Annotated in this window: 19 protein-coding genes, 3 tRNA genes and 2 rRNA genes; 17 read left to right on the top strand and 7 right to left on the bottom strand. The window is 69.1% G+C overall.

The annotated features are described in order from the left end of the window. Together DFP85_RS18210 and rrf are read left to right on the top strand one after the other, a co-directional pair. Positions 1–202, top strand: a 23S ribosomal RNA gene (locus tag DFP85_RS18210); the annotation flags it as partial. 81 nt (positions 203–283) lie between these two features. Next, a 5S ribosomal RNA gene (gene rrf / locus DFP85_RS18205) occupies positions 284–399 on the top strand. A gap of 312 nt (positions 400–711) precedes the next feature. Here the strand turns inward: rrf and gloA2 are convergent. Both gloA2 and hisC read right to left on the bottom strand, forming a co-directional pair. Next, positions 712–1140 carry an SMU1112c/YaeR family gloxylase I-like metalloprotein gene (gene gloA2 / locus DFP85_RS18200; protein WP_133637831.1) on the bottom strand — a complete coding sequence of 143 codons (429 nt, stop codon included), beginning with the start codon at positions 1138–1140 and terminating at the stop codon, positions 712–714. Next, complete coding sequence (gene hisC, locus DFP85_RS18195; protein ID WP_133637830.1) at positions 1137–2204, bottom strand: histidinol-phosphate transaminase; 1068 nt, start codon at positions 2202–2204, stop codon at positions 1137–1139. Before hisC ends, gloA2 begins: the two co-directional genes overlap by 4 nt. 120 nt (positions 2205–2324) lie before the next feature. On the opposite strand from hisC, the gene DFP85_RS18190 reads away from it, so the two are divergent. The 5 genes from DFP85_RS18190 to mnmH all read left to right on the top strand — a co-directional run bounded on the left by DFP85_RS18190 (position 2325) and on the right by mnmH (position 7468). Beyond that, positions 2325–3218 (top strand): AEC family transporter, encoded by an 894-nt coding sequence (locus tag DFP85_RS18190; RefSeq protein ID WP_133637829.1) that lies wholly within the window; start codon positions 2325–2327, stop codon positions 3216–3218. Positions 3219–3318: 100 nt separating this feature from the next. Then, complete coding sequence (locus DFP85_RS18185) at positions 3319–3768, top strand: copper resistance protein NlpE N-terminal domain-containing protein (RefSeq protein ID WP_133637828.1); 450 nt, start codon at positions 3319–3321, stop codon at positions 3766–3768. 114 nt (positions 3769–3882) lie between these two features. Then, on the top strand, positions 3883–5262 hold the full coding sequence (radA, locus tag DFP85_RS18180) for a DNA repair protein RadA (RefSeq protein WP_133637827.1): 1380 nt from the start codon (positions 3883–3885) through the stop codon (positions 5260–5262). 50 nt (positions 5263–5312) lie between these two features. Then, the gene (selD, locus tag DFP85_RS18175) at positions 5313–6350 is read left to right on the top strand and encodes a selenide, water dikinase SelD (RefSeq protein ID WP_133637826.1); all 1038 of its coding nucleotides are present in this window, start codon (positions 5313–5315) and stop codon (positions 6348–6350) included. Beyond that, positions 6347–7468 carry a tRNA 2-selenouridine(34) synthase MnmH gene (mnmH, locus tag DFP85_RS18170; RefSeq protein ID WP_133637825.1) on the top strand — a complete coding sequence of 374 codons (1122 nt, stop codon included), beginning with the start codon at positions 6347–6349 and terminating at the stop codon, positions 7466–7468. Before selD ends, mnmH begins: the two co-directional genes overlap by 4 nt. Positions 7469–7472: 4 nt before the next feature. On the opposite strand, the gene DFP85_RS18165 is transcribed toward mnmH, so the two are convergent. Further along, positions 7473–8171, bottom strand: a complete 699-nt coding sequence (locus DFP85_RS18165) for a type 1 glutamine amidotransferase (RefSeq protein WP_133637824.1) — start codon at positions 8169–8171, stop codon at positions 7473–7475. A 56-nt stretch (positions 8172–8227) separates the two neighbouring features. Here DFP85_RS18165 and DFP85_RS18160 point away from each other — a divergent pair, with 56 nt between their 5' ends. Next, positions 8228–8521 carry an MGMT family protein gene (locus DFP85_RS18160; protein ID WP_133637823.1) on the top strand — a complete coding sequence of 98 codons (294 nt, stop codon included), beginning with the start codon at positions 8228–8230 and terminating at the stop codon, positions 8519–8521. 26 nt (positions 8522–8547) lie between these two features. Further along, positions 8548–9132, top strand: coding sequence for a YjaG family protein (locus DFP85_RS18155; RefSeq protein ID WP_133637822.1), 585 nt, complete (start codon positions 8548–8550; stop codon positions 9130–9132). Between the two features lie 208 nt (positions 9133–9340). Here the strand turns inward: DFP85_RS18155 and hisF are convergent, their stop codons facing one another. From hisF to hisB, 4 genes are all read right to left on the bottom strand, one after another. Then, the gene (gene hisF, locus DFP85_RS18150) at positions 9341–10114 is read right to left on the bottom strand and encodes an imidazole glycerol phosphate synthase subunit HisF (protein ID WP_133637821.1); all 774 of its coding nucleotides are present in this window, start codon (positions 10112–10114) and stop codon (positions 9341–9343) included. A gap of 3 nt (positions 10115–10117) precedes the next feature. Further along, entirely contained in the window at positions 10118–10864 is a 747-nt protein-coding gene (gene hisA / locus DFP85_RS18145; RefSeq protein WP_133637820.1) for a 1-(5-phosphoribosyl)-5-[(5-phosphoribosylamino)methylideneamino]imidazole-4-carboxamide isomerase, read from the bottom strand. 83 nt (positions 10865–10947) lie between these two features. Next, positions 10948–11589 carry an imidazole glycerol phosphate synthase subunit HisH gene (gene hisH, locus DFP85_RS18140; protein WP_133637819.1) on the bottom strand — a complete coding sequence of 214 codons (642 nt, stop codon included), beginning with the start codon at positions 11587–11589 and terminating at the stop codon, positions 10948–10950. A gap of 31 nt (positions 11590–11620) precedes the next feature. Next, positions 11621–12214 carry an imidazoleglycerol-phosphate dehydratase HisB gene (gene hisB / locus DFP85_RS18135; RefSeq protein ID WP_133637818.1) on the bottom strand — a complete coding sequence of 198 codons (594 nt, stop codon included), beginning with the start codon at positions 12212–12214 and terminating at the stop codon, positions 11621–11623. Between the two features lie 193 nt (positions 12215–12407). Here hisB and DFP85_RS18130 point away from each other — a divergent pair, with 193 nt between their 5' ends. The 8 genes from DFP85_RS18130 (at position 12408) to thpD (ending at position 18249) form a co-directional block, all read left to right on the top strand. Further along, complete coding sequence (locus DFP85_RS18130; protein ID WP_133637817.1) at positions 12408–12860, top strand: acetyl-CoA sensor PanZ family protein; 453 nt, start codon at positions 12408–12410, stop codon at positions 12858–12860. Beyond that, positions 12857–15202 (top strand): AsmA family protein, encoded by a 2346-nt coding sequence (locus DFP85_RS18125; protein ID WP_133637816.1) that lies wholly within the window; start codon positions 12857–12859, stop codon positions 15200–15202. The genes DFP85_RS18130 and DFP85_RS18125 overlap by 4 nt, the downstream gene beginning before the upstream one ends. Positions 15203–15271: 69 nt before the next feature. Then, positions 15272–16363: an A/G-specific adenine glycosylase gene (gene mutY, locus DFP85_RS18120; protein ID WP_133637815.1), complete on the top strand. Its 1092-nt coding sequence runs from the start codon at positions 15272–15274 to the stop codon at positions 16361–16363. A 22-nt stretch (positions 16364–16385) separates the two neighbouring features. After that, positions 16386–16658, top strand: a complete 273-nt coding sequence (locus tag DFP85_RS18115) for an oxidative damage protection protein (RefSeq protein WP_106230250.1) — start codon at positions 16386–16388, stop codon at positions 16656–16658. Positions 16659–16750: 92 nt separating this feature from the next. After that, positions 16751–16826: transfer RNA gene (locus tag DFP85_RS18110), tRNA-Phe, on the top strand. Positions 16827–16832: 6 nt separating this feature from the next. Then, positions 16833–16907, top strand: a tRNA-Gln gene (locus DFP85_RS18105). 43 nt (positions 16908–16950) lie between these two features. Further along, positions 16951–17026: transfer RNA gene (locus DFP85_RS18100), tRNA-Thr, on the top strand. 218 nt (positions 17027–17244) lie between these two features. Beyond that, entirely contained in the window at positions 17245–18249 is a 1005-nt protein-coding gene (thpD, locus tag DFP85_RS18095) for an ectoine hydroxylase (protein ID WP_133637814.1), read from the top strand. The last annotated feature ends 82 nt before the right edge of the window (positions 18250–18331 follow it).

Genomic DNA, 18331 nt, shown 5'->3' with positions numbered 1-18331 from the left:
CCAGTGGCATTGCCGGGTAGCTATGTGCGGACGGGATAACCGCTGAAAGCATCTAAGCGGGAAGCCCCCTTCAAGATGAGACATCCCCGAGGCCTTGAGCCTCCTGAAGGGCCCAGCGAGACCAGCTGGTTGATAGGCCGGGTGTGGAAGCGCTGCAAGGCGTTGAGCTAACCGGTACTAATGGCCCGTGAGGCTTGACCATATAACACCCAAGCGGTCTGCCGATGGCGACCGACAGCCGGATACGACGAGACGTATCGTCAGCATGATTCACCGTTTTTCGCCTGACGACCATAGCGTGCGGGAACCACCTGATCCCATGCCGAACTCAGCAGTGAAACCGCTCAGCGCCGATGGTAGTGTGGGGCCTCCCCATGCGAGAGTAGGTCATCGTCAGGCACTTATTCCGAGAAGACCCCGTGTTCGAAAGAGCATGGGGTCTTTTCATGTGCGTCGGCCAAACGGACGTGATGTCAGGGCCTCCCCCTGGAGAGTAGCGGAGCGCCGCCCGAGCCATCGTCAGGCACTTATTCAGAAACCCCGGCCATTGGTCGGGGTTTCGTCGTTACGGGGGCCTCCCCATGAAGAGTACCGGGGTGCCGGCCAAGTCATCGTCAGGCACCTATCCCGAGAAGACCCCGTGTTCACCAGAGCTCGGGGTCTTTTCATTCCAGGAACCCCCGGCTTCGTCAGAAGCCGGGGGTTCCTCGTTTATGGCCGCCGTTCCGGCGTGGGTTCTTCGTACAACTCGATCGGGGTGCCATCGGGGTCGGCCAGGAAGGTGAAGCGTGCGCCGGTCAGCTCATCTACCCGGATGGGTTCCGGCTGTGCACCCCTAGCCCTCAGCAGGTCGATGCATGCCTCGAGGTCCGGAGTCGCCAGGGCGAGATGGCGAAGGCCGCAGGCCTCGGGGTAGCTGGGACGTGGCGGCGGCGAGGGGAAGGAGAAAAGCTCCAGCTGGATGCCTCCCGGAAGGCGCAGGTCCAGCTTGTGACTCTCCCGTTCGGCTCGCCAGGTCTCCTCGATGATCTCGGCATCCATCACCTCGAGATAGAAGCGCCGGGCGCGGTCGTAGTCGGCGGTGATCAGCGCCACGTGATGGACCCTGGAAAGGGGCAGTCGATGACGTTCCTGGGTCATGGATGGCCCTGGCGACACTGGCTCTCGAGCGCCTCGATAAGGCTGTCCATCTCGTCATCGGTGCCGATGGAGATCCGCAGGTGGTCGCGCAGCACCTCGGTGTTGAAGTGTCGCACCAGCACGCCGCGCTCGCGCAGGCCCACGAAGAGCTGGGCGGCATCGAACTCCGGGTGGCTGACCAGCACGAAGTTGGTCTGCGAGGGCAGCACCTGGAAGCCCAGGGCCTCAAGTCGCACCCGGGTACGCTCGCGGGTGGTGATCACCGCCTCGCGGCAGGCCTCGAAGTGCTTGCGGTCCGCCAGGGAGGCGATGCCCAGGGCGCTGGCCAGGCTGTCCACGGGGTAGGAGTTGAAGGAGTCCTTGACCCGCTCCAGCCCCTCGATCAGCTCGCGGGAGCCCACCGCATAGCCGAGCCGCAGGCCGGCCAGGCTGCGTGACTTGGAGAAGGTGCCGGTGACCAGCAGGTTGGGGAAGTGCTCGACCAGCGGCACGGCACTCTCGCCGCCGAAGTCCACGTAGGCCTCGTCGACCAGCACCACCGCCTCGGAGACCCGTTCCAGCAGCCCGGCGATCGCCTCGCGTCCATGGCCATGGCCGGTGGGGGCGTTGGGGTTGGCGAAGATCACCCCGCCGGCATCCTGGCCGAAGGCATCGAGGTCGACCCGCCAGTCGGCGTCAAGGGGGTGGGTGCGGCGCTCGACGCCATAGAGACGGCAGTAGACCGGATAGAAGCTGTAGGAGATGCTCGGCATCTCCAGCGGGCGTGCCTGGCGGAAGAAGGCCTGGAAGGCCAGGGCGAGCACCTCGTCGGAGCCGTTGCCGACGAACACCTGCTCCATCGCCACCCCGAGCTCCTCCGCCAGGGCCGCGCGCAGGGCGCGGGACTCCGGGTCCGGATAGCGCCGCAGGTGGTCGGCGGGGAAATCGCGCAGGGCGGCCTCGACGCCGGGGGCCGGCGGATAGGGGTTCTCGTTGGTGTTCAGCTTGATCAGGCGCTCGCGGGGCTGCTCACCCGGGACATAGGGGGTCAGCTCACGAACGGCGGGGCTCCAGAACTTGCTCATGGTCACTCGCTCGGGGATTGGACTTTGGTCATGGTGACCCGAGCGGCGTGACCGCGCAAGCCGCGGCCATGCTAGTCTCGGGGGCCGCCATCGATCATTCGCTGCCTACGGACCCGTGCAATGACCGCCCAGATCCTCGCCACCCTGCTGCCCGTCTTCCTGATCGCCGGCTGCGGGACTCTTTACGGCCGCTTCCGTACGCCGGACATCCGCGGCCTGAACACCCTCAACATGGAGCTCTTCGTGCCGATGCTGGTGTTCGCCGTGCTCGCCGACCGCCAGGCGCCCCTGGCGGACTATGCGAGCCTGGCCCTGGCGGGGGCCGTGGTGGTGCTGGGGTCGGGGCTCGTGCTCTGGCCGGTGGCGAAGTGGCTGAAGCTCGAGACCAAGACCTTCCTGCCGCCGATGATGTTCAACAACTCCGGCAACATGGGGATCCCCCTGCTGGTGCTGGCCTTCGGCGAGAAGGCCCTGCCGGCGGCGGTGGTGCTGTTCATCATCGAGATGCTGCTCCACTTCTCGGTGGGGCTCTACATGCTCAGCCCGCACACCCCCCTGTGGCGGCTGCTGCGCATGCCCATCGTGCTGGCGAGCCTGGCGGGCCTCGCCGTCAACCTGGGCGGCGTGCCCCTGCCGGGCTGGTTCCTGGAGGCGCTGCACATGCTGGGCGGAATCTGCATCCCGCTGATGCTCTTCGCCCTGGGCGTGAGGATGCTGGACATCGACTTCGGCGACTGGAAGACCGGCCTGCTCGGGGCGGTGCTCTGCCCGCTCTCGGGACTGGTACTCGCCGTGCCGCTGATCTGGTGGCTCGACCTCTCGGGCCTGCAGGCGGCGGCCCTCTGGGTGTTTGCCGCCCTGCCGCCGGCCGTGTTGAACTACCTGGTGGCCGAGCAGTATCGCCAGGAGCCCCACAAGGTGGCCTCGCTGGTGCTGATCGGCAACCTGGGCAGCCTGGTGGTCATGCCGCTGGTGTTGGCACTGATCTTCACCCATGTCTATCCGCTGGCCTGATGCAGGGCGGGGAGGCTGTCCGCTGAGGGCACGAGAGGTTATGCTGTCATTCAGGCTGCCGTGTATCACGGCGTCATGCCCATTGGTTAGGAGGACACAAATGCAAATCAGGACCTTGCTGGCCGGCACCGCCCTGGCCGCCCTGTTGGCCGGCTGCGCCGCCGGACCCACCGACCAGGCCGCCGCCCCGGAGATGGAAGCGACCACGGCGACCTACCAGGGAACCCTGCCGTGTCGCAACTGCGACGGCATCGACCTGAACGTGACCCTGAACGGCGAGGAGCAGGGTGCCACCGAGGAGCGCACCTTCGACCTCGAGGCCTCCTATCGGGCGCACCCCCAGGACCCGCCGGACGAGAACTACGCGGGTAACTGGGAGGTCCTCGAGGGAACGGAGCAGGATCCCACCGCCACCGTCTACGAGCTGACGCCCGATGGCGAAGGGCAGACCTACTACTTCCTGCGTGTCGATGAGCAGACCCTCGAGCTGATCGACCCCAACCTGCGCCGCTTCCAGAACAGCGAGATGCTGCAGCTCAAGCGCCTGTAACCGTCTGAATGCGCACTACCGGGGCGGCCCTCAGGGTCGCCCCTTGTCGTTGCGTGCATGCCATCGGGCCGTGGCGGATAGCATGATGGCCCCGACCGTGGGAGAGAGAGCCGCATGGCCAAAGCGAAGAGCGCCTTCGTCTGCACCGAGTGTGGTGCCGAGTACCGCAAGTGGCAGGGGCAGTGCAGCAGCTGCCAGGAGTGGAATACCCTGAGCGAGGTCCGCCTCTCGGCGGCGCGGCCCGGCGCCGCCACGGGCGCTGCCTCGACCGCGCGCGGCGGCTACGCCGGTGGCCTGTCCCGCGAGGTGGTCGACCTGGCCAGCGTCGACCTCAGCGAGGTGCCCAGGCTCTCCTCCACCTTCGCGGAGTTCGACCGGGTGCTGGGCGGAGGCCTGGTGCCGGGTTCGGCGGTACTGCTCGGGGGGCACCCCGGGGCCGGCAAGTCGACCCTGCTGCTGCAGACCGCCTGCAAGCTGGCCCAGTCCCGCCGGGTGGTCTACGTCACCGGCGAGGAGTCGCTCTCCCAGGTGGCGATGCGCGCCCATCGCCTGCAGCTGCCGGTACAGGGCCTGAAGATGCTGGCCGAGACTAGCATCGAGACCATCCTCGCCGTGGCCGATCGCGAGCGCCCCGAGATCCTGATCATCGACTCCATCCAGACCATGCACCTGGAGGATATCGCCTCGGCCCCCGGTGGCGTCGCCCAGGTGCGCGAGTCCGCCGCGGCCCTGACCCGCTTCGCCAAGCAGAGCAATACCGTGCTGATGCTGGTGGGGCACGTCACCAAGGACGGCAGCCTGGCCGGCCCCAAGGTGCTGGAGCACATGATCGATGCCTCGCTGCTGCTCGAGGGCGGGGCGGATTCCCGCTTTCGTACCCTGCGCGGGCAGAAGAACCGTTTCGGCGCGGTCAACGAGCTCGGCGTGTTCGCCATGCTCGAGCACGGCCTCAAGGAGGTAAAGAACCCCAGCGCCATCTTCCTCTCGCGCAACGAGGAGCAGAGTGCCGGCAGCCTGGTGATGGTGGTCTGGGAGGGCACCCGGCCGATCCTCGTGGAGGTCCAGGCGCTGCTCGACGAGTCGGCGCTGGGCAACCCGCGCCGCGTCGCCGTGGGCCTCGACCAGAACCGCCTGGCCATGCTGCTGGCGGTGCTGCATCGCCACGGCGGGCTGTTTACCGGGGACCAGGACGTCTTCCTCAACGTGGTCGGCGGGGTCAAGGTGCTGGAGACCAGCGCCGACCTGGCGGTGCTGCTGGCGGTGGTCTCCAGCCTGCAGAACCGGCCGCTCCCCCGGGAGCTGGTGGTGTTCGGCGAGGTGGGGCTCTCCGGCGAGATCCGCCCGGTCCCCAGTGGCCAGGAGCGCATCGTCGAGGCGGCCAAGCACGGCTTCACGCGGGCCATCGTGCCCCGCGGCAATGCCCCCAAGCGCTCGCCCGAGGGCATGGAGGTGGTCGCCGTGGACAAGCTCGCCGAGGCCCTGGACGCCCTCTAGGCCCCCCACTCTGATGTAGAATGCGGGTAGTGAATGCCAAGGAGAACGAGATGAGCGCCATCCGCCTGACCCAGTACAGCCACGGCGCCGGCTGCGGCTGCAAGATCGCCCCCGACGTGCTCGACGGCATCCTCGCCAAGGCGGGCCCCGGGGCCAGCCATTCGCGGCTGATCGTCGGCAACCAGGGGCGCGAGGACGCCGCCGTCTACGACCTGGGCGATGGCCGCGGCATGATCGCCACCACCGACTTCTTCATGCCCATCGTCGACGACCCCTTCGACTTCGGCCGCATCGCGGCGATCAATGCCATCAGCGATGTCTATGCCATGGGCGGCAAGCCGGTGCTGGCACTCGGCATCCTCGGCTGGCCACTGGACACGCTCGGTGCCGAGGTCGCCGGCGACGTGGTGGCCGGTGCCCAGGCGGTGTGCCGCGAGCTGGGCCTGGCGCTTGCCGGCGGTCACTCCATCGACGCCCCCGAGCCGATCTTCGGCCTGGCGGTCAATGGCCTCGTCGACCTCGAGCACCTCAAGCTCAACAAGGGCGCCAAGCCCGGCGACCTGCTGTTTCTCACCAAACCGCTGGGGGTGGGCCTGCTGACCACGGCCGAGAAGCAGGGGCTGATCGAGCCCGGCCACCAGGGCCTGGCGCGGGAGACCATGCTCAAGTCCAATGCCATCGGCATGGAGCTGGCCAAGGTCAAGGGCGTGCATGCCATGACAGACGTCACCGGCTTCGGCCTGGCGGGCCACCTCGCCGAGATCTGCACGGCCAGTGGTGTGGCCGCCCGGGTCAACTTCCGGCGCCTGCCGCGCCTCGCCGAGGCCGAGGCCTATCGCCGTAAGGGCGCGGTACCCGGCGGCACCAAGCGCAATCGCGAGGCGCTGGGTGAGAGCCTGCCGCAGATGGACGAGGCCCACTGGCAGTGGCTCTGCGACCCGCAGACCTCCGGTGGCCTGCTGCTCTCGGTGCACCCCTCCTGGGAGGACGATGTGGAACGCATCGGCCGCCAGCACGGCATCGAGCTCGTGCCCTTCGGCGAGGTCGTCAAGGCCAGCGGGCCGGCGCTGATCGAGGTGCGTGGATGAGCCTGCCGCTGGTCGAGCCTGACCTCGCGCTGCTGCGGGAAGGGCGCGTGCTGATCGATGTCCGCGCGCCGGTGGAGTTCGCCCAGGGCGCCCTGCCCGGGGCGGTGAACCTGCCGCTGATGGACGACGAGGAGCGCCACCTCGTGGGCATCGCCTACAAGGCGCATGGCCAGGACGCCGCCATCGCCCTGGGCGAGCGGCTGGTCAGCGGCGGCCTCAAGGCGGCGCGGGTCGCCGCCTGGCAGCGGCTCCTCGCGGCGCACCCCGACGCCATCATCTACTGCTTCCGCGGCGGGCTGCGCTCCCAGGTCGCCCAGCAGTGGCTGGCGGATGCCGGCATCCTGCGCCCGCGTATCCGCGGCGGCTGGAAGGCGATGCGCCAGGCCCTCTGTGCGCGCATCGACGCCGCGGCCGAGCAGCCGCTGCTGGTGGTGGGGGGGCTCACCGGCTGTGCCAAGACGCCGCTGATCCTGGCGCTGGACAATGGCCTCGACCTGGAGGGCTGTGCCCGTCACAAGGGCTCGGCCTTCGGGCGCCACCCGTTGCCGGCGCCCAGCCAGATCGACTTCGAACATGCCATGGGGCTGCGCCTGCTGGAGTTGCCCGGGCCGCTGGTGGTGGAGGACGAGTCCCGGCGCATCGGGGCGGCCAACATTCCGCTGCGCTTCTGGGAAGGCATGCTGCCGGCGCCGCGCATCCGCATCGAGATGCCCCTGGACTGGCGGCTGGCGCAGATCCGCAAGGACTACATCGACGACCTGTGGGAGGTCCATCGTCGTCAGTTCGGCGACTGGCTGGGCTGGGCGCTGATGCGCAAGCAGCTCGCCACCGCCCTGGGCCGGCTGCGCAAGCGCCTGGGCAGCGAGCGCCTGGCACGCCTGCAGCGCCTGCAGGCGCTCGCCTTCCGCGAGCATGAACGGGGCAATCGCCAGGCCCATGAGGCCTGGCTGGCCCCGCTGCTGACCGAATACTACGACCCGCTCTATCGCCACCAGCTGGAGAAGCACCCCGAGCGCCACTTCCTCCACGTCGGCGACTGGGAGAGCTGCCTGCAGGTTGCCAGGGAGTGGTCCGCCGAGGCGCGCCGGAACGGCCGGCCGCAGCCTCAGTCGGCCTGAGCCATCATCCCTGAGCGGTGCTGCCCAGCCACTGGCTGAGCAGGCGGTCGAGCAGTGGGGCCAGCCGGTCGAAGCGCCTCGGGTCGTCGAGCATGGCCGCCCGGTCCTGGGCATGGGGGCTGGTCTCGCTGCCCTCGGGCGGCGCCTGGTGGTCGAGCAGGGCGGTGACGCTGGCGGCGGTGGCCTCCAGGTGGCAGAGCAGGGCCACCACCCGGCCGTCGTCCCAGGTGAAGCCCTGCAGCGGGCTGGCCTCGCTGCGGCCCAGCGCCAGGGCATAGTCGGGCAGCGCGAAGACCTCGCGGTGCCACATGAAGGCCTCGAAGGTGTCGGGCAGGTCGACGGGACTCAGCGGGGCGAGGTCCACCCGGTGCCAGCCGGTCTCGGCCACGGTGCCGCGGGCCACCACCGCCCCCAGCGCCTCGGCGATCAGGCGGGCGCCGAAGCCGATCCCCAGCAGCGGCTTGTTGGCGTCCAGCGCCTGGTGGATCAGCTTGCGCTCGCCCCTGAGCCAGGGGCAGTGGCCCTCCTCGAGACTGCCCTCGGGGCCGTCGAGCACGATCAGCGCATCGCCATCGGCCAGCCGTGGCGGCAGCTCCCCCGCATCGAGGTGGAAGACGGTGTGGCTGTGGCCCATGCTGGCAAGCCAGTCGGCGATGCGGGCCGGTCCCTGGTGGGGGCTGTGCTGGAGGAGGTGAACGTGCATGCGGGCCTCGCCTTGATGAAATGCCGGGTGACGGACGGGACGGAGCGCAAGGGTACATGAAGCCGGAGCTGCGGGAACAGATACTGACCATCCTCGCCGAGATCCCGCCCGGCCGGGTGACCAGCTACGGGCGCATCGCCGCGATGACCGACGGCGCCACGCCGCGCCTGGTGGCACGGGCCCTGCGCGATCTGCCCGCCGGCCACGGCCTGCCCTGGTTCCGGGTCATCACCGCCTCCCGCAAGCTGGCCGATCACGGTGGGGCGGAGGAGCAGCGCCGGCGGCTGGTTGCCGAAGGCGTGCTCTTCGATCCCCATGGGCGGGTAGCGAAAGATCGCCTCTGGCCCTGAGACAACCCCAACGCCAAGGAGACTCCATGAGCGGCTTCTTCCACCGCCTGCAGCAGCTCGACCCGCGACGCCAGCAGGCCTTCATGGCGGCGCTCTGCGAGCGGCTGCTGCCCAACTACCGCCTCTATGCCGAGACCACCGGCCAGGGCGACCCGCATGGCATCAGGGTGATCCTGGACCTGGTCTGGGAGCAGCTGGCGGTGAGGGAGGCGCGCATCGACTTCGACCGCCAGGCCGAGAAGCTCGCCGAGCTGGAGCCCCCCGCCGAGGATGACAGCTTCGGGGCGCGGCGGGCCCTGGAGGCGGTGGTGGCCCTCTCGGCGCTGCTCGACACCCTGCGCGGCGAGGCCCCGGAGGCAGTGCTGGAGGTCAGCCGTGCGTCGCGCAGCGGGGTGCGCGCCTATATCGAGCTCACCGAGGGCGAGGAGGACGCCGCGCGGCTGGGCGAGCTGGTGCGCGACCATCCGCTGATGGCGGACGAGAACGACTTCCAGGACGCGGTGCTCGAGGCCGTGGAGGCGGGAGCGCTGGATCGCGAGGCGCTCAAGGCGCTGCGCCGGCTGGGGCGCAACGATGGCGTCAGCAACCTGGGCCTCTCCGCCGAGGAGTAGTCGCCGGCACGCCGGCCGAAACGCAAAGGGCTCGCCAAGTGGCGGGCCCTTTGCGTTCTCCAAGAAAAGGAAAAGCGAGGATTTATGTCGCGAGCGAAGAGAGGCTGACCGCCGCCGGAGCGCAGGAACCGGAGTGTAGCCTGCTACATGAGGATTCCGAGCACCGCCGGCGGTCAGGATATCGAGCGCAGCAATAAATCCCCTTTTCCTATAGGCGCATCTCGATGCCCCGCTCGGCCATGTAGCGCTTGGCCTCGGGGATGGTGTACTCGCCGAAGTGGAAGATGCTGGCTGCCAGCACCGCGTCGGCACCGCCCTCGATGACCCCCTCGACCAGGTGGTCGAGGTTGCCGACCCCGCCGGAGGCGATCACCGGCACGCTCACCGCGTCGGCGATGGCGCGGGTCACCCCCAGGTCGAAGCCGACCTTGGTGCCGTCGCGGTCCATGCTGGTCAGCAGCAGCTCGCCGGCACCGTAGGCCACCATCTTCTTCGCCCACTCCACGGCATCCAGCCCGGTGGGGCGGCGTCCGCCATGGGTGAAGATCTCCCAGCGGTCCGGCTCGCCTTCCCCGGATACCTTCTTGGCGTCGATGGCCACCACGATGCACTGGCTACCGAAGCGCTCGGCGGCCTCGTGCACGAAGTCGGGATTGGTCACTGCGGCGGTGTTGATCGAGACCTTGTCGGCGCCGGCGTTGAGCATGGTACGGATGTCGTCGCAGGTGCGGATCCCGCCGCCCACGGTGAGCGGGATGAACACCTCGCCGGCGATGCGCTCGACCATCTCCACCGTGGTGTCGCGGTCCTCGTGGCTCGCCGTGATGTCGAGGAAGGTGATCTCGTCGGCGCCCTGCTGGTTGTAGCGCTGGGCGATCTCTACCGGGTCACCGGCGTCGCGGATGCCGATGAAGTTGACGCCCTTGACCACGCGGCCGGCGTCGACGTCCAGGCACGGAATGATGCGCTTGGCGAGTCCCATGGATCAGCTCCCCTTGTGGCTGAGTTCGTCGCAGAGCCGCTGCGCCTCGGCGACGTCGAGGCTGCCCTCGTAGATGGCGCGCCCGGTGATGGCACCCAGGATCCCGGGCTCCCCGGCCGCGATCAGGGCGCGCAGGTCATCGAGGTCGGTCACCCCGCCGGAGGCGATCACCGGCAGGCCGCCGTCGCGGGCGAGCGCCGCGGTGGCCTCGACGTTGACGCCCTGCATCATGCCGTCGCGGGCGATGTCGGTGTAGACGATGCTGGAGACGCCGTCGTCGGCGAAGCGCTTCGCCAGGTCCACGGCCTTGATCTCGGAGACCTCGGCCCAGCCGTCGGTGGCCACGAAGCCATCCCGGGCGTCCAGGCCGACGATCACGTGGCCGGGAAAGGCGCGGCACATCTCGCCGACGAAGGCCGGCTCCTTGACCGCCTTGGTGCCGATGATCACGTAGGAGACCCCGGCCTCGAGGTAGTGCTCGATGGTCTCGGCACTGCGGATGCCGCCGCCGATCTGGATCGGCAGGTCGGGCCAGGCGCGGGCGATGGCGGTGACCGCCTCGCCGTTGACCGGCGCGCCCTCGAAGGCGCCGTTGAGGTCTACCAGGTGCAGGCGGCGCGCGCCGGCCTCGACCCAGCGGGCGGCCATGGCCACCGGGTCGTCGCCGTAGGTGGTGGCATCGTCCATGCGACCCTGCTTGAGGCGCACGCACTTGCCGTCCTTGAGGTCGATGGCGGGAATTACCAGCATGTCAGTGTCCTCGGTTGGCGCAGCCGCGGGCGCCTGCAGGGAGAGGGCGCGGCCACGGGCGCCTGTAATGAGAGTGGCGCCGCTCAGGGCATCCATTGAACGAAGTTTTCCAGCAGCTTGAGGCCGGCCCGGGAGCTCTTCTCCGGGTGGAACTGCACGGCGAAGGTGGCATCGCGGCCGATGGCCACGTGGGCGCTCACCCGCCCGTAGTCGGTGGTGCCGAAGACCGTGGCGTCGTCCGCGGCGTCGACGTAGTAGCTGTGCACGAAGTAGAAGTGCTCGTCCTGGTCGATGCCCGCCCACAGGGGATGGTCGTGGTGCTGGTGCACCAGGTTCCAGCCCATGTGGGGCACCTTGAGGCGGTTGCCCCGGTCATCGTGCATGTCGGTCGGGAACTTCCTCACCTCGCCGCGCAGGAACCCCAGGCAGCCGATGCCGCCGTTCTCCTCGCTGTGATCGAGCAGCATCTGCTGGCCGACGCAGATGCCCAGCAGCGGCTTGGCCTGGCGGGCGAGCAGTTCCTCGACCAGGCCACGCAGCTCGGTCTTCTCGAGCTCGCCCATGCAGTCGCGGATGGCGCCCTGGCCGGGCAGCACCAGGCGGGTGGCGCCGCGGATGCGACGGGCATCCCGCGTCACGATCACGTTCTCGTGGGTGACGTGTTCCAGTGCCTTGGCGACGGAATGCAGGTTGCCCATCCCGTAGTCGATGACGGCAATGGTCATGGAGCGCTCCTCGTGTGATCGTTCGGCGGCCTCAGAGGCTGCCCTTGGTGGACGGCATCTGGCCGGCCATGCGCGGGTCCGGCGCCACGGCCATGCGCAGCGCGCGGCCGAAGGCCTTGAAGATGGTTTCCGCCTGGTGGTGGGCGTTGAAGCCCTTCAGGTTGTCGATGTGCAGGGTCACGCGGGCATGGTTGACGAAGCCCTGGAAGAACTCCCAGAAAAGCTGGGTGTCCAGGCGGCCGATGCTGGCGCGGGTGAATTCGACGTCCATGAACAGTCCCGGGCGGCCGGAGAAGTCCACCACCACCCGCGAAAGGGCCTCGTCCAGGGGCACGTAGGCATGGCCGTAGCGATAGATGCCGCGCTTGTCGCCGATCGCCTGGTGGAAGGCCTGGCCCAGGGTGATGCCGAGGTCCTCGACGGTATGGTGGTCATCGATGTGCAGGTCGCCCACCGCTTCGATGTCGAGGTCGATCAGGCCGTGGCGGGCCACCTGGTCGAGCATGTGGTCGAGGAAGGGCACGCCGGTCTCGCAGGCCAGGCGTCCCTCGCCGTCGAGATTGATGGTCACCGTGATCTGGGTTTCCCGGGTGTTCCGGGTGACCGTGGCGATACGCTCGGACATGTCGGGTCTCCAGCGCCGGGGCGCGTGTCGAGGGGGGCCGGTGATGGCCACCGGCCGGCAAGGCGGAAGGGCGCCGGTTGCTGTGCCTGGCGCCGCGAGCCTGCCATTATAGTGAATCGCCTGCCCCATCCGCTACAATGCGGGCCATGACAGTGGTGGCGACCCCGCCGCCCCGGCTCAAGGAGATCCACCCATGCCGGTGACCCTTCAACAGGTCGACCAGGCCGCCTGGGAAGCGGATGCCCAGGTACGCCTCGACCTCGCGCGCATCTATGCCGACGCTCCCGCCGAGCGCCTGCCCCTGCCCGTCGATGAGTTCATCCGTGACCACCTCGCGAGTGGCCACCTCTTCAGCTGTGCCCGATTCAACGACCGGCTGCTGGGTGCCGTGGCGGTGAAGCCCTACCAGGATGCCTGGTGGCTGTCGAACCTCTGCGTGCGCAGGACGACCCGGCGTCGCGGCGTCGGTTCACGGCTGCTGGCGCTGGTCAGCGAGAGCGCCCATGCCGAGGGGCGCCGCCTCTATGCTGATTCCGCCCATCTGCCGGTGGCCGACCAGATGCTGCTCGCCCGGCTGGGCTACCGGCTCACCCAGGACGGCGACTACTTCGAGCTCGACCTGTCACCCCGGGGAGGCCAGCAATGAAGCGCCTGTTGCGGACGCTGCTCGCCGCCATCGGCGTACTCGGCCTGGTAATGGTCGGCGCCGTGGTCTACGTCACCACCTTCTTCGATCCCGATGACCTCAAGCCGCGGCTCGTCGAGGTGGTGCGCGAGCACAGCGGGCTGGAGCTGAGCCTGGATGGCGCCCTCTCCTGGTCCTTCTACCCCCGCCTGGGAGTAGGCGTGGAGAAGGCCGAGGCCCGCCTGCCGGACCAGGCGGAGGACTCGACACCCTTCGCCGCCTTCTCCCACGCCGAGGTCAGCCTGGCCTTCACGCCGCTGCTGCGCGGCGAGATCGCCATCGACGGCCTGACCCTCGACGGCCTCTACCTCGACCTCAAGCGCGACGCGCAGGGAGAGGGCAACTGGGAAGTGCTGCTGGAGCGGCTGGGCGAGAGCAGCGAGGAGGCCGAGGCCGCCCTGGCGCCGGCCAGCGCCGGGCCCGACCCCGATATCGACACCGGCCTCTCGGTGGCGCTCAACGTGGCCAGCGTGCAGGTCCGGGACGGTGAGGTGCGCTTCCGCGATGCCCTGAGCGACCGCGAGCTGCTCTTCGAGAACGTCCAGGTCAGCGGCAGCAACGTCAATCCCGGGCGGGCCTTCCCGGTCGCGGCCTCCTTCCGGCTGACGGAGCACGAGGGCCTCGACTGGCGGGAGCAGGAGCGTGAGGCGCGCCTGGTCAGCGAGGTCTCCCTGAAGGGGCGGGTGGCCCTGGGCCTGGCCGAGGGCCGACACGTGCTGGAAGGGCTGAGCCTGGAGACGGTCAACCGCCTCGCCGGCCTCGACAGCGAGCAGAAGGTCAACCTCCAGGGCGACGAGCTGGTCGTGAACGTCGGCGAGGGCAGTCTGCAGCTGGAGGAGGGGCAGCTCGACGCCAGCCTTCAGCATCCGCGCCTGGGCGAGAAGGTGGTACCGCTGTCGCTGGCCTTCACCCTGGATGCCGACCTCGACGAGCAGAGCGCCCGCCTGCGCGACCTGGCGCTCACCGGCCCCGATGGGCTGGAGCTCAACGGCAACCTCAACCTCAGCCAGCTCGCCGAGGCGCCGGCCTATACCGGCCAGCTGCGCCTGGCGCCGCTGTCGCTGCGGCCCTGGCTGGCGCGGCTCGACATGATGCCCGAGATGGCCGATGGCGAGGCGCTTTCCGACGTGGCGCTGACCAGCCCCGTCAGCGGCGATCTCGACCGCTTCGAGCTCGCCGGCCTGACCCTGGTGCTGGACGGCAGCACCTTCACCGGCCGCCTGGCGGGACAGTATGACGGCGAGCAGCTCGCCGCCGACCTGCAGGGCGACCGGCTCGACCTGGACGGCTACCTGCCGCCCCCGGGGGTGGAGGACGATGGCGCCTGGCTGTGGCGCCTGCCGGGCATCCGCCGGGCCCATGCCGCCGAATCGGAGGGGCTGGTGCCGACGGAGTGGCTCTCCGCCCTCACGCTCGATGCCCACCTGGCCCTGGGTGAGCTGCGCCTGGCGGGACTGGACTTCCAGGACGTCGACCTGACCCTCGAGGGGCGCGACGGACGCCATCGCCTGGTCGCCTTCGAGTCGCGCTTCCACGATGGCCGCCTGTCCGCCGACGGCACCCTCGACCTGCGCGAGACGCCGCTCCGCTGGCAACTGGCGCCGAAGGTCGAGCGTGTGCGCCTGGAGTCGCTGCTCGAGGCCCTCGGCAACGAGCCGGCGCCCCTGAGCGGGCGCTTCAGCGGCGAGGGCGAGCTCGCCACCCGCGGCAACACCCTGGTTGAGCTCAGGCGCCACCTGGGCGGCAACCTCGCCACCCGCATCGAGGAGGGGGCAATTCCCGGTGTCAACGTTTCCCGGGAGCTTTGCACCACGGCCGCCGCCCTGGAGGGCGAGCAGCTCGACCGCGAGTGGCGCGACGAGACCCGCTTCGAGCGCATCCGCGCCACCCTGACACTGGACGAGGGCACCGCCAGGAGTGACGACCTGCTGGTCACGCTGCCCGGCATGGAGGTGGGCGGCAAGGGTCAGCTGGACCTGGTCAGCGAGCAGTTCGACCTGCGCGCCGCGCTGCGCCTGGTCAATGCCGAGAACGCCCCCTGCGAGGTCAACCGGCGCCTGGAGCGGGTGCCGTTACCGGTGCGTTGCGAGGGACAGCTCGACGGCGACCGCGGCGAATGGTGTCGCCTCGACCGCCAGGCCTTCCAGGGCACCCTGGCCGAGCTGCTGCGCGACGAGGCGTCGCAGCGTGCCGGCGAGGAGGTCGAGAAGCGCCTCGAGGGCGCCGCCGAGAAGATCGACGAGCGCCTGGGCGAGGAGACCGGCAAGGAACTTCGCGATGCCCTGAAGGGTCTATTCGATTGAGCAACACGTATGACCAGTCCCTGCGCCGACTTCCCCAGTCGGCGCTTTTTTGTTCGCAGTGAGAGCCCCATGACGGACATGCCGCCCGCCATCCTGCCGCCGGAGCGCTTCCAGCAGCGCCTGCTCGCCTGGTTCGACGCCCACGGCCGACACGACCTGCCCTGGCAGCACGAGCGCAGCCCCTACCGGGTGTGGGTCTCGGAGATCATGCTGCAGCAGACCCAGGTGGCCACGGTGATCCCCTACTTCGAGCGCTTCATGGTGCGCTTTCCCGACGTGGCGTCGCTGGCGGCGGCCGACCAGGACGAGGTGCTGCACCTGTGGACCGGGCTCGGCTACTACGCCCGGGGGCGCAACCTCCACAAGGCCGCCCGGGTGGTGGTCGATGAGCATGGCGGGACCTTTCCCGTCCACAGCCTCGACGAGATGGCGGGGCTGCCCGGCATCGGCCGCTCCACGGCCGGGGCGATCATCGCCCAGAGCACCGGGCGGCGCGCGGTGATCCTCGACGGCAACGTCAAGCGGGTCCTCACGCGCCTGCACGCCGTGGCGGGCTGGCCGGGACGGCCGGCGGTGGAGCGCCGGCTGTGGGCCCTGGCCGAGCACTACACGCCCGATGAGCGTCTGGTCGATTTCACCCAGGCGATGATGGACCTGGGCGCGACCCTCTGCCGGCGCGGCACCCCCGAGTGCGCTCGCTGCCCCTTCGCCGATGTCTGTGTGGCCCACGCCCGCGGCGAGGAGAAGCGCTTCCCCGAGTCCAAGCCGCGCAAGGCGTTGCCCACGCGTACCACCGTGATGCTGCTCCTGCAGGACCGGGAGGGGCGCGTGCTGCTCGAGCAGCGCCCCTCCAGCGGCCTGTGGGGCGGGCTCTGGAGCCTGCCCCAGTTCGACGATGCCGAGGCCCTGCGGGCCTGGCTGGACGCCCGGGCGCCGGGCAGCGTGCTCGAGACCGCCTGGACGCCCTTCACCCATGTCTTCAGCCACTTCCGCCTCGAGATCACCCCGCAGCCGGCACGGATCGGCCGGCTGGACGCGGTGGACGAGGCGCGTTGCTGGTACGATCCCTCCGATCCCGCCAGCATCGGCCTGGCGGCGCCGGTCAAGGCGCTGCTGGCGTCCCTGGCGCCCTTCGCACTGACCACCACCGCCGGGCCCTGACACCCGCACGAGGAGAGACCCGATGAGCCAGACCGTCTTCTGTCGCAAGTACCAGAAGGAAATGGATGCCCTGCCGTTCCCGCCGTTGCCCGGCAAGAAGGGCCAGGAGATCCAGGCCAGCGTTTCCCGCCAGGCCTGGGAGGAGTGGCAGGCGCTGCAGACTCGCCTGATCAACGAGAAGCACCTCAACATGCTCGATCCCGCCTCACGGGAGTACCTGATGGAGCAGATGGAGCGCTTCCTCGACAACCGCGAGACCGACCAGGCCGAGGGCTATGTTCCCCGGGGCGAGTAGCCCGGCCGTGTCGCCGTTCCTCGGCCATCTTTCTGAAACGGAAGGGGTTGACGGAAACGGCCCGCTGGGGTTTAATACGCACCGTTGGCAGCGGCCAGATAGCTCAGTCGGTAGAGCAGGGGATTGAAAATCCCCGTGTCGGCGGTTCGATTCCGTCTCTGGCCACCAATCTGCTGGGGTATAGCCAAGTGGTAAGGCACCGGTTTTTGGTATCGGCATTCCCAGGTTCGAATCCTGGTACCCCAGCCACGCCAACCCTGTTTCCGATTCTGTGACTCGAGTCGGTTCCCGAGCCGGCATAGCTCAGTTGGTAGAGCAACTGACTTGTAATCAGTAGGTCGCGGGTTCGACTCCTGCTGCCGGCACCATCAAGTACCGGGAAGCCCTGGCCCATCGCCAGGCACATCAAGAGTCGCAGCATAGAAGAGGCCACCCATCGAGGTGGCTTTTTTCGTTGCCCTTGAAACCCCCGAGGGCGTCACCATATGGCCTCGTGCGGCTCCTTCACTGGGGTCGCCCACGGCTGCCTCGCCGTCGGAACACGAGTTTTGCTGAGACTGATCACGGACACACAGGAGGTGATTGGATGTCAGTCAAGACGTCTGACCGTGCGTTTGAGAACACCGTTTCCCATCATGGTGTCGTCGACTCGCCCGACCCCCAGAGCCGCGTGAAGAGCGCGCCGCGCCCGGGCCAGGACCCCTATCCCACCCGGCTGGCCGAGCCGCTGGACATGCCGTGGCTCAGCCGCCACGAGGGGGTGGTCAAGGGGCGTGCCGAGGAAGGGCCACTGAGCCAGGCGCAGCTCGATGCGTTCGAGCGCCAGGGGTTCCTCTTCGAGCCCGGCTTCATCACTGGCGACGAGCTCGCCGAGCTGCGCCGGGAACTCAGGGCCCTGCTCGACAACGACGACTTCCGCGGCCGCGACTTCAGCATCACCGAGCCCTCGGGCAACGAGATCCGCTCGCTGTTCGCCGTGCATTTCCTCTCGCGGGTCTTCTCGCGCCTGGCCCGGGACGAGCGCCTGATGGGCCGTGCCCGCCAGATCCTCGGCGGGGAGGCCTATGTCCACCAGTCGCGCATCAACTACAAGCCGGGCTTCGAGGGCAAGGGCTTCAGCTGGCACTCCGACTTCGAGACCTGGCACGCCGAGGACGGCATGCCGGCCATGCATGCGGTGAGCGCCTCCATCGTGCTCACCGACAACCACCACTTCAACGGGCCGCTGATGCTGGTGCCGGGCTCCCACCGGGTCTTCGTGCCCTGCCTCGGCGAGACCCCGGACGACAACCACAGGCAGTCGCTCAAGCAGCAGGAGGTCGGGGTGCCGGGGCGTGAGGCGCTGCGCGCGCTGATCGACCGGCATGGCATCGAGGCGCCGACCGGCGCGGCGGGTGGCCTGCTGCTGTTCGACTGCAACGTGCTGCACGGCTCCAATGCCAACATGTCGCCGGACCCGCGCAGCAACGCCTTCTTCGTCTACAATCGCCTCGACAACCGCTGCGTGGCCCCCTTCGGGGCGAGCCGCCGGCGCCCGCGCTTCCTGGCCCACGAGCCGGGCGAGCGCTGGTCGCCCGAAGCGCCATCGTGAGCGGCAGGCCTCGCCGGTACGCTGGACCCAGGGTGTCGCTGGGGTAGACTGAAGGGCTTGTCGCCTGACCGCGGCGGCGACC

Origin of the sequence: Halomonas ventosae, assembly GCF_004363555.1 — a bacterium.
GTDB lineage: Bacteria > Pseudomonadota > Gammaproteobacteria > Pseudomonadales > Halomonadaceae > Halomonas > Halomonas ventosae.
This window is presented reverse-complemented; position numbering and strand designations above follow the sequence as displayed.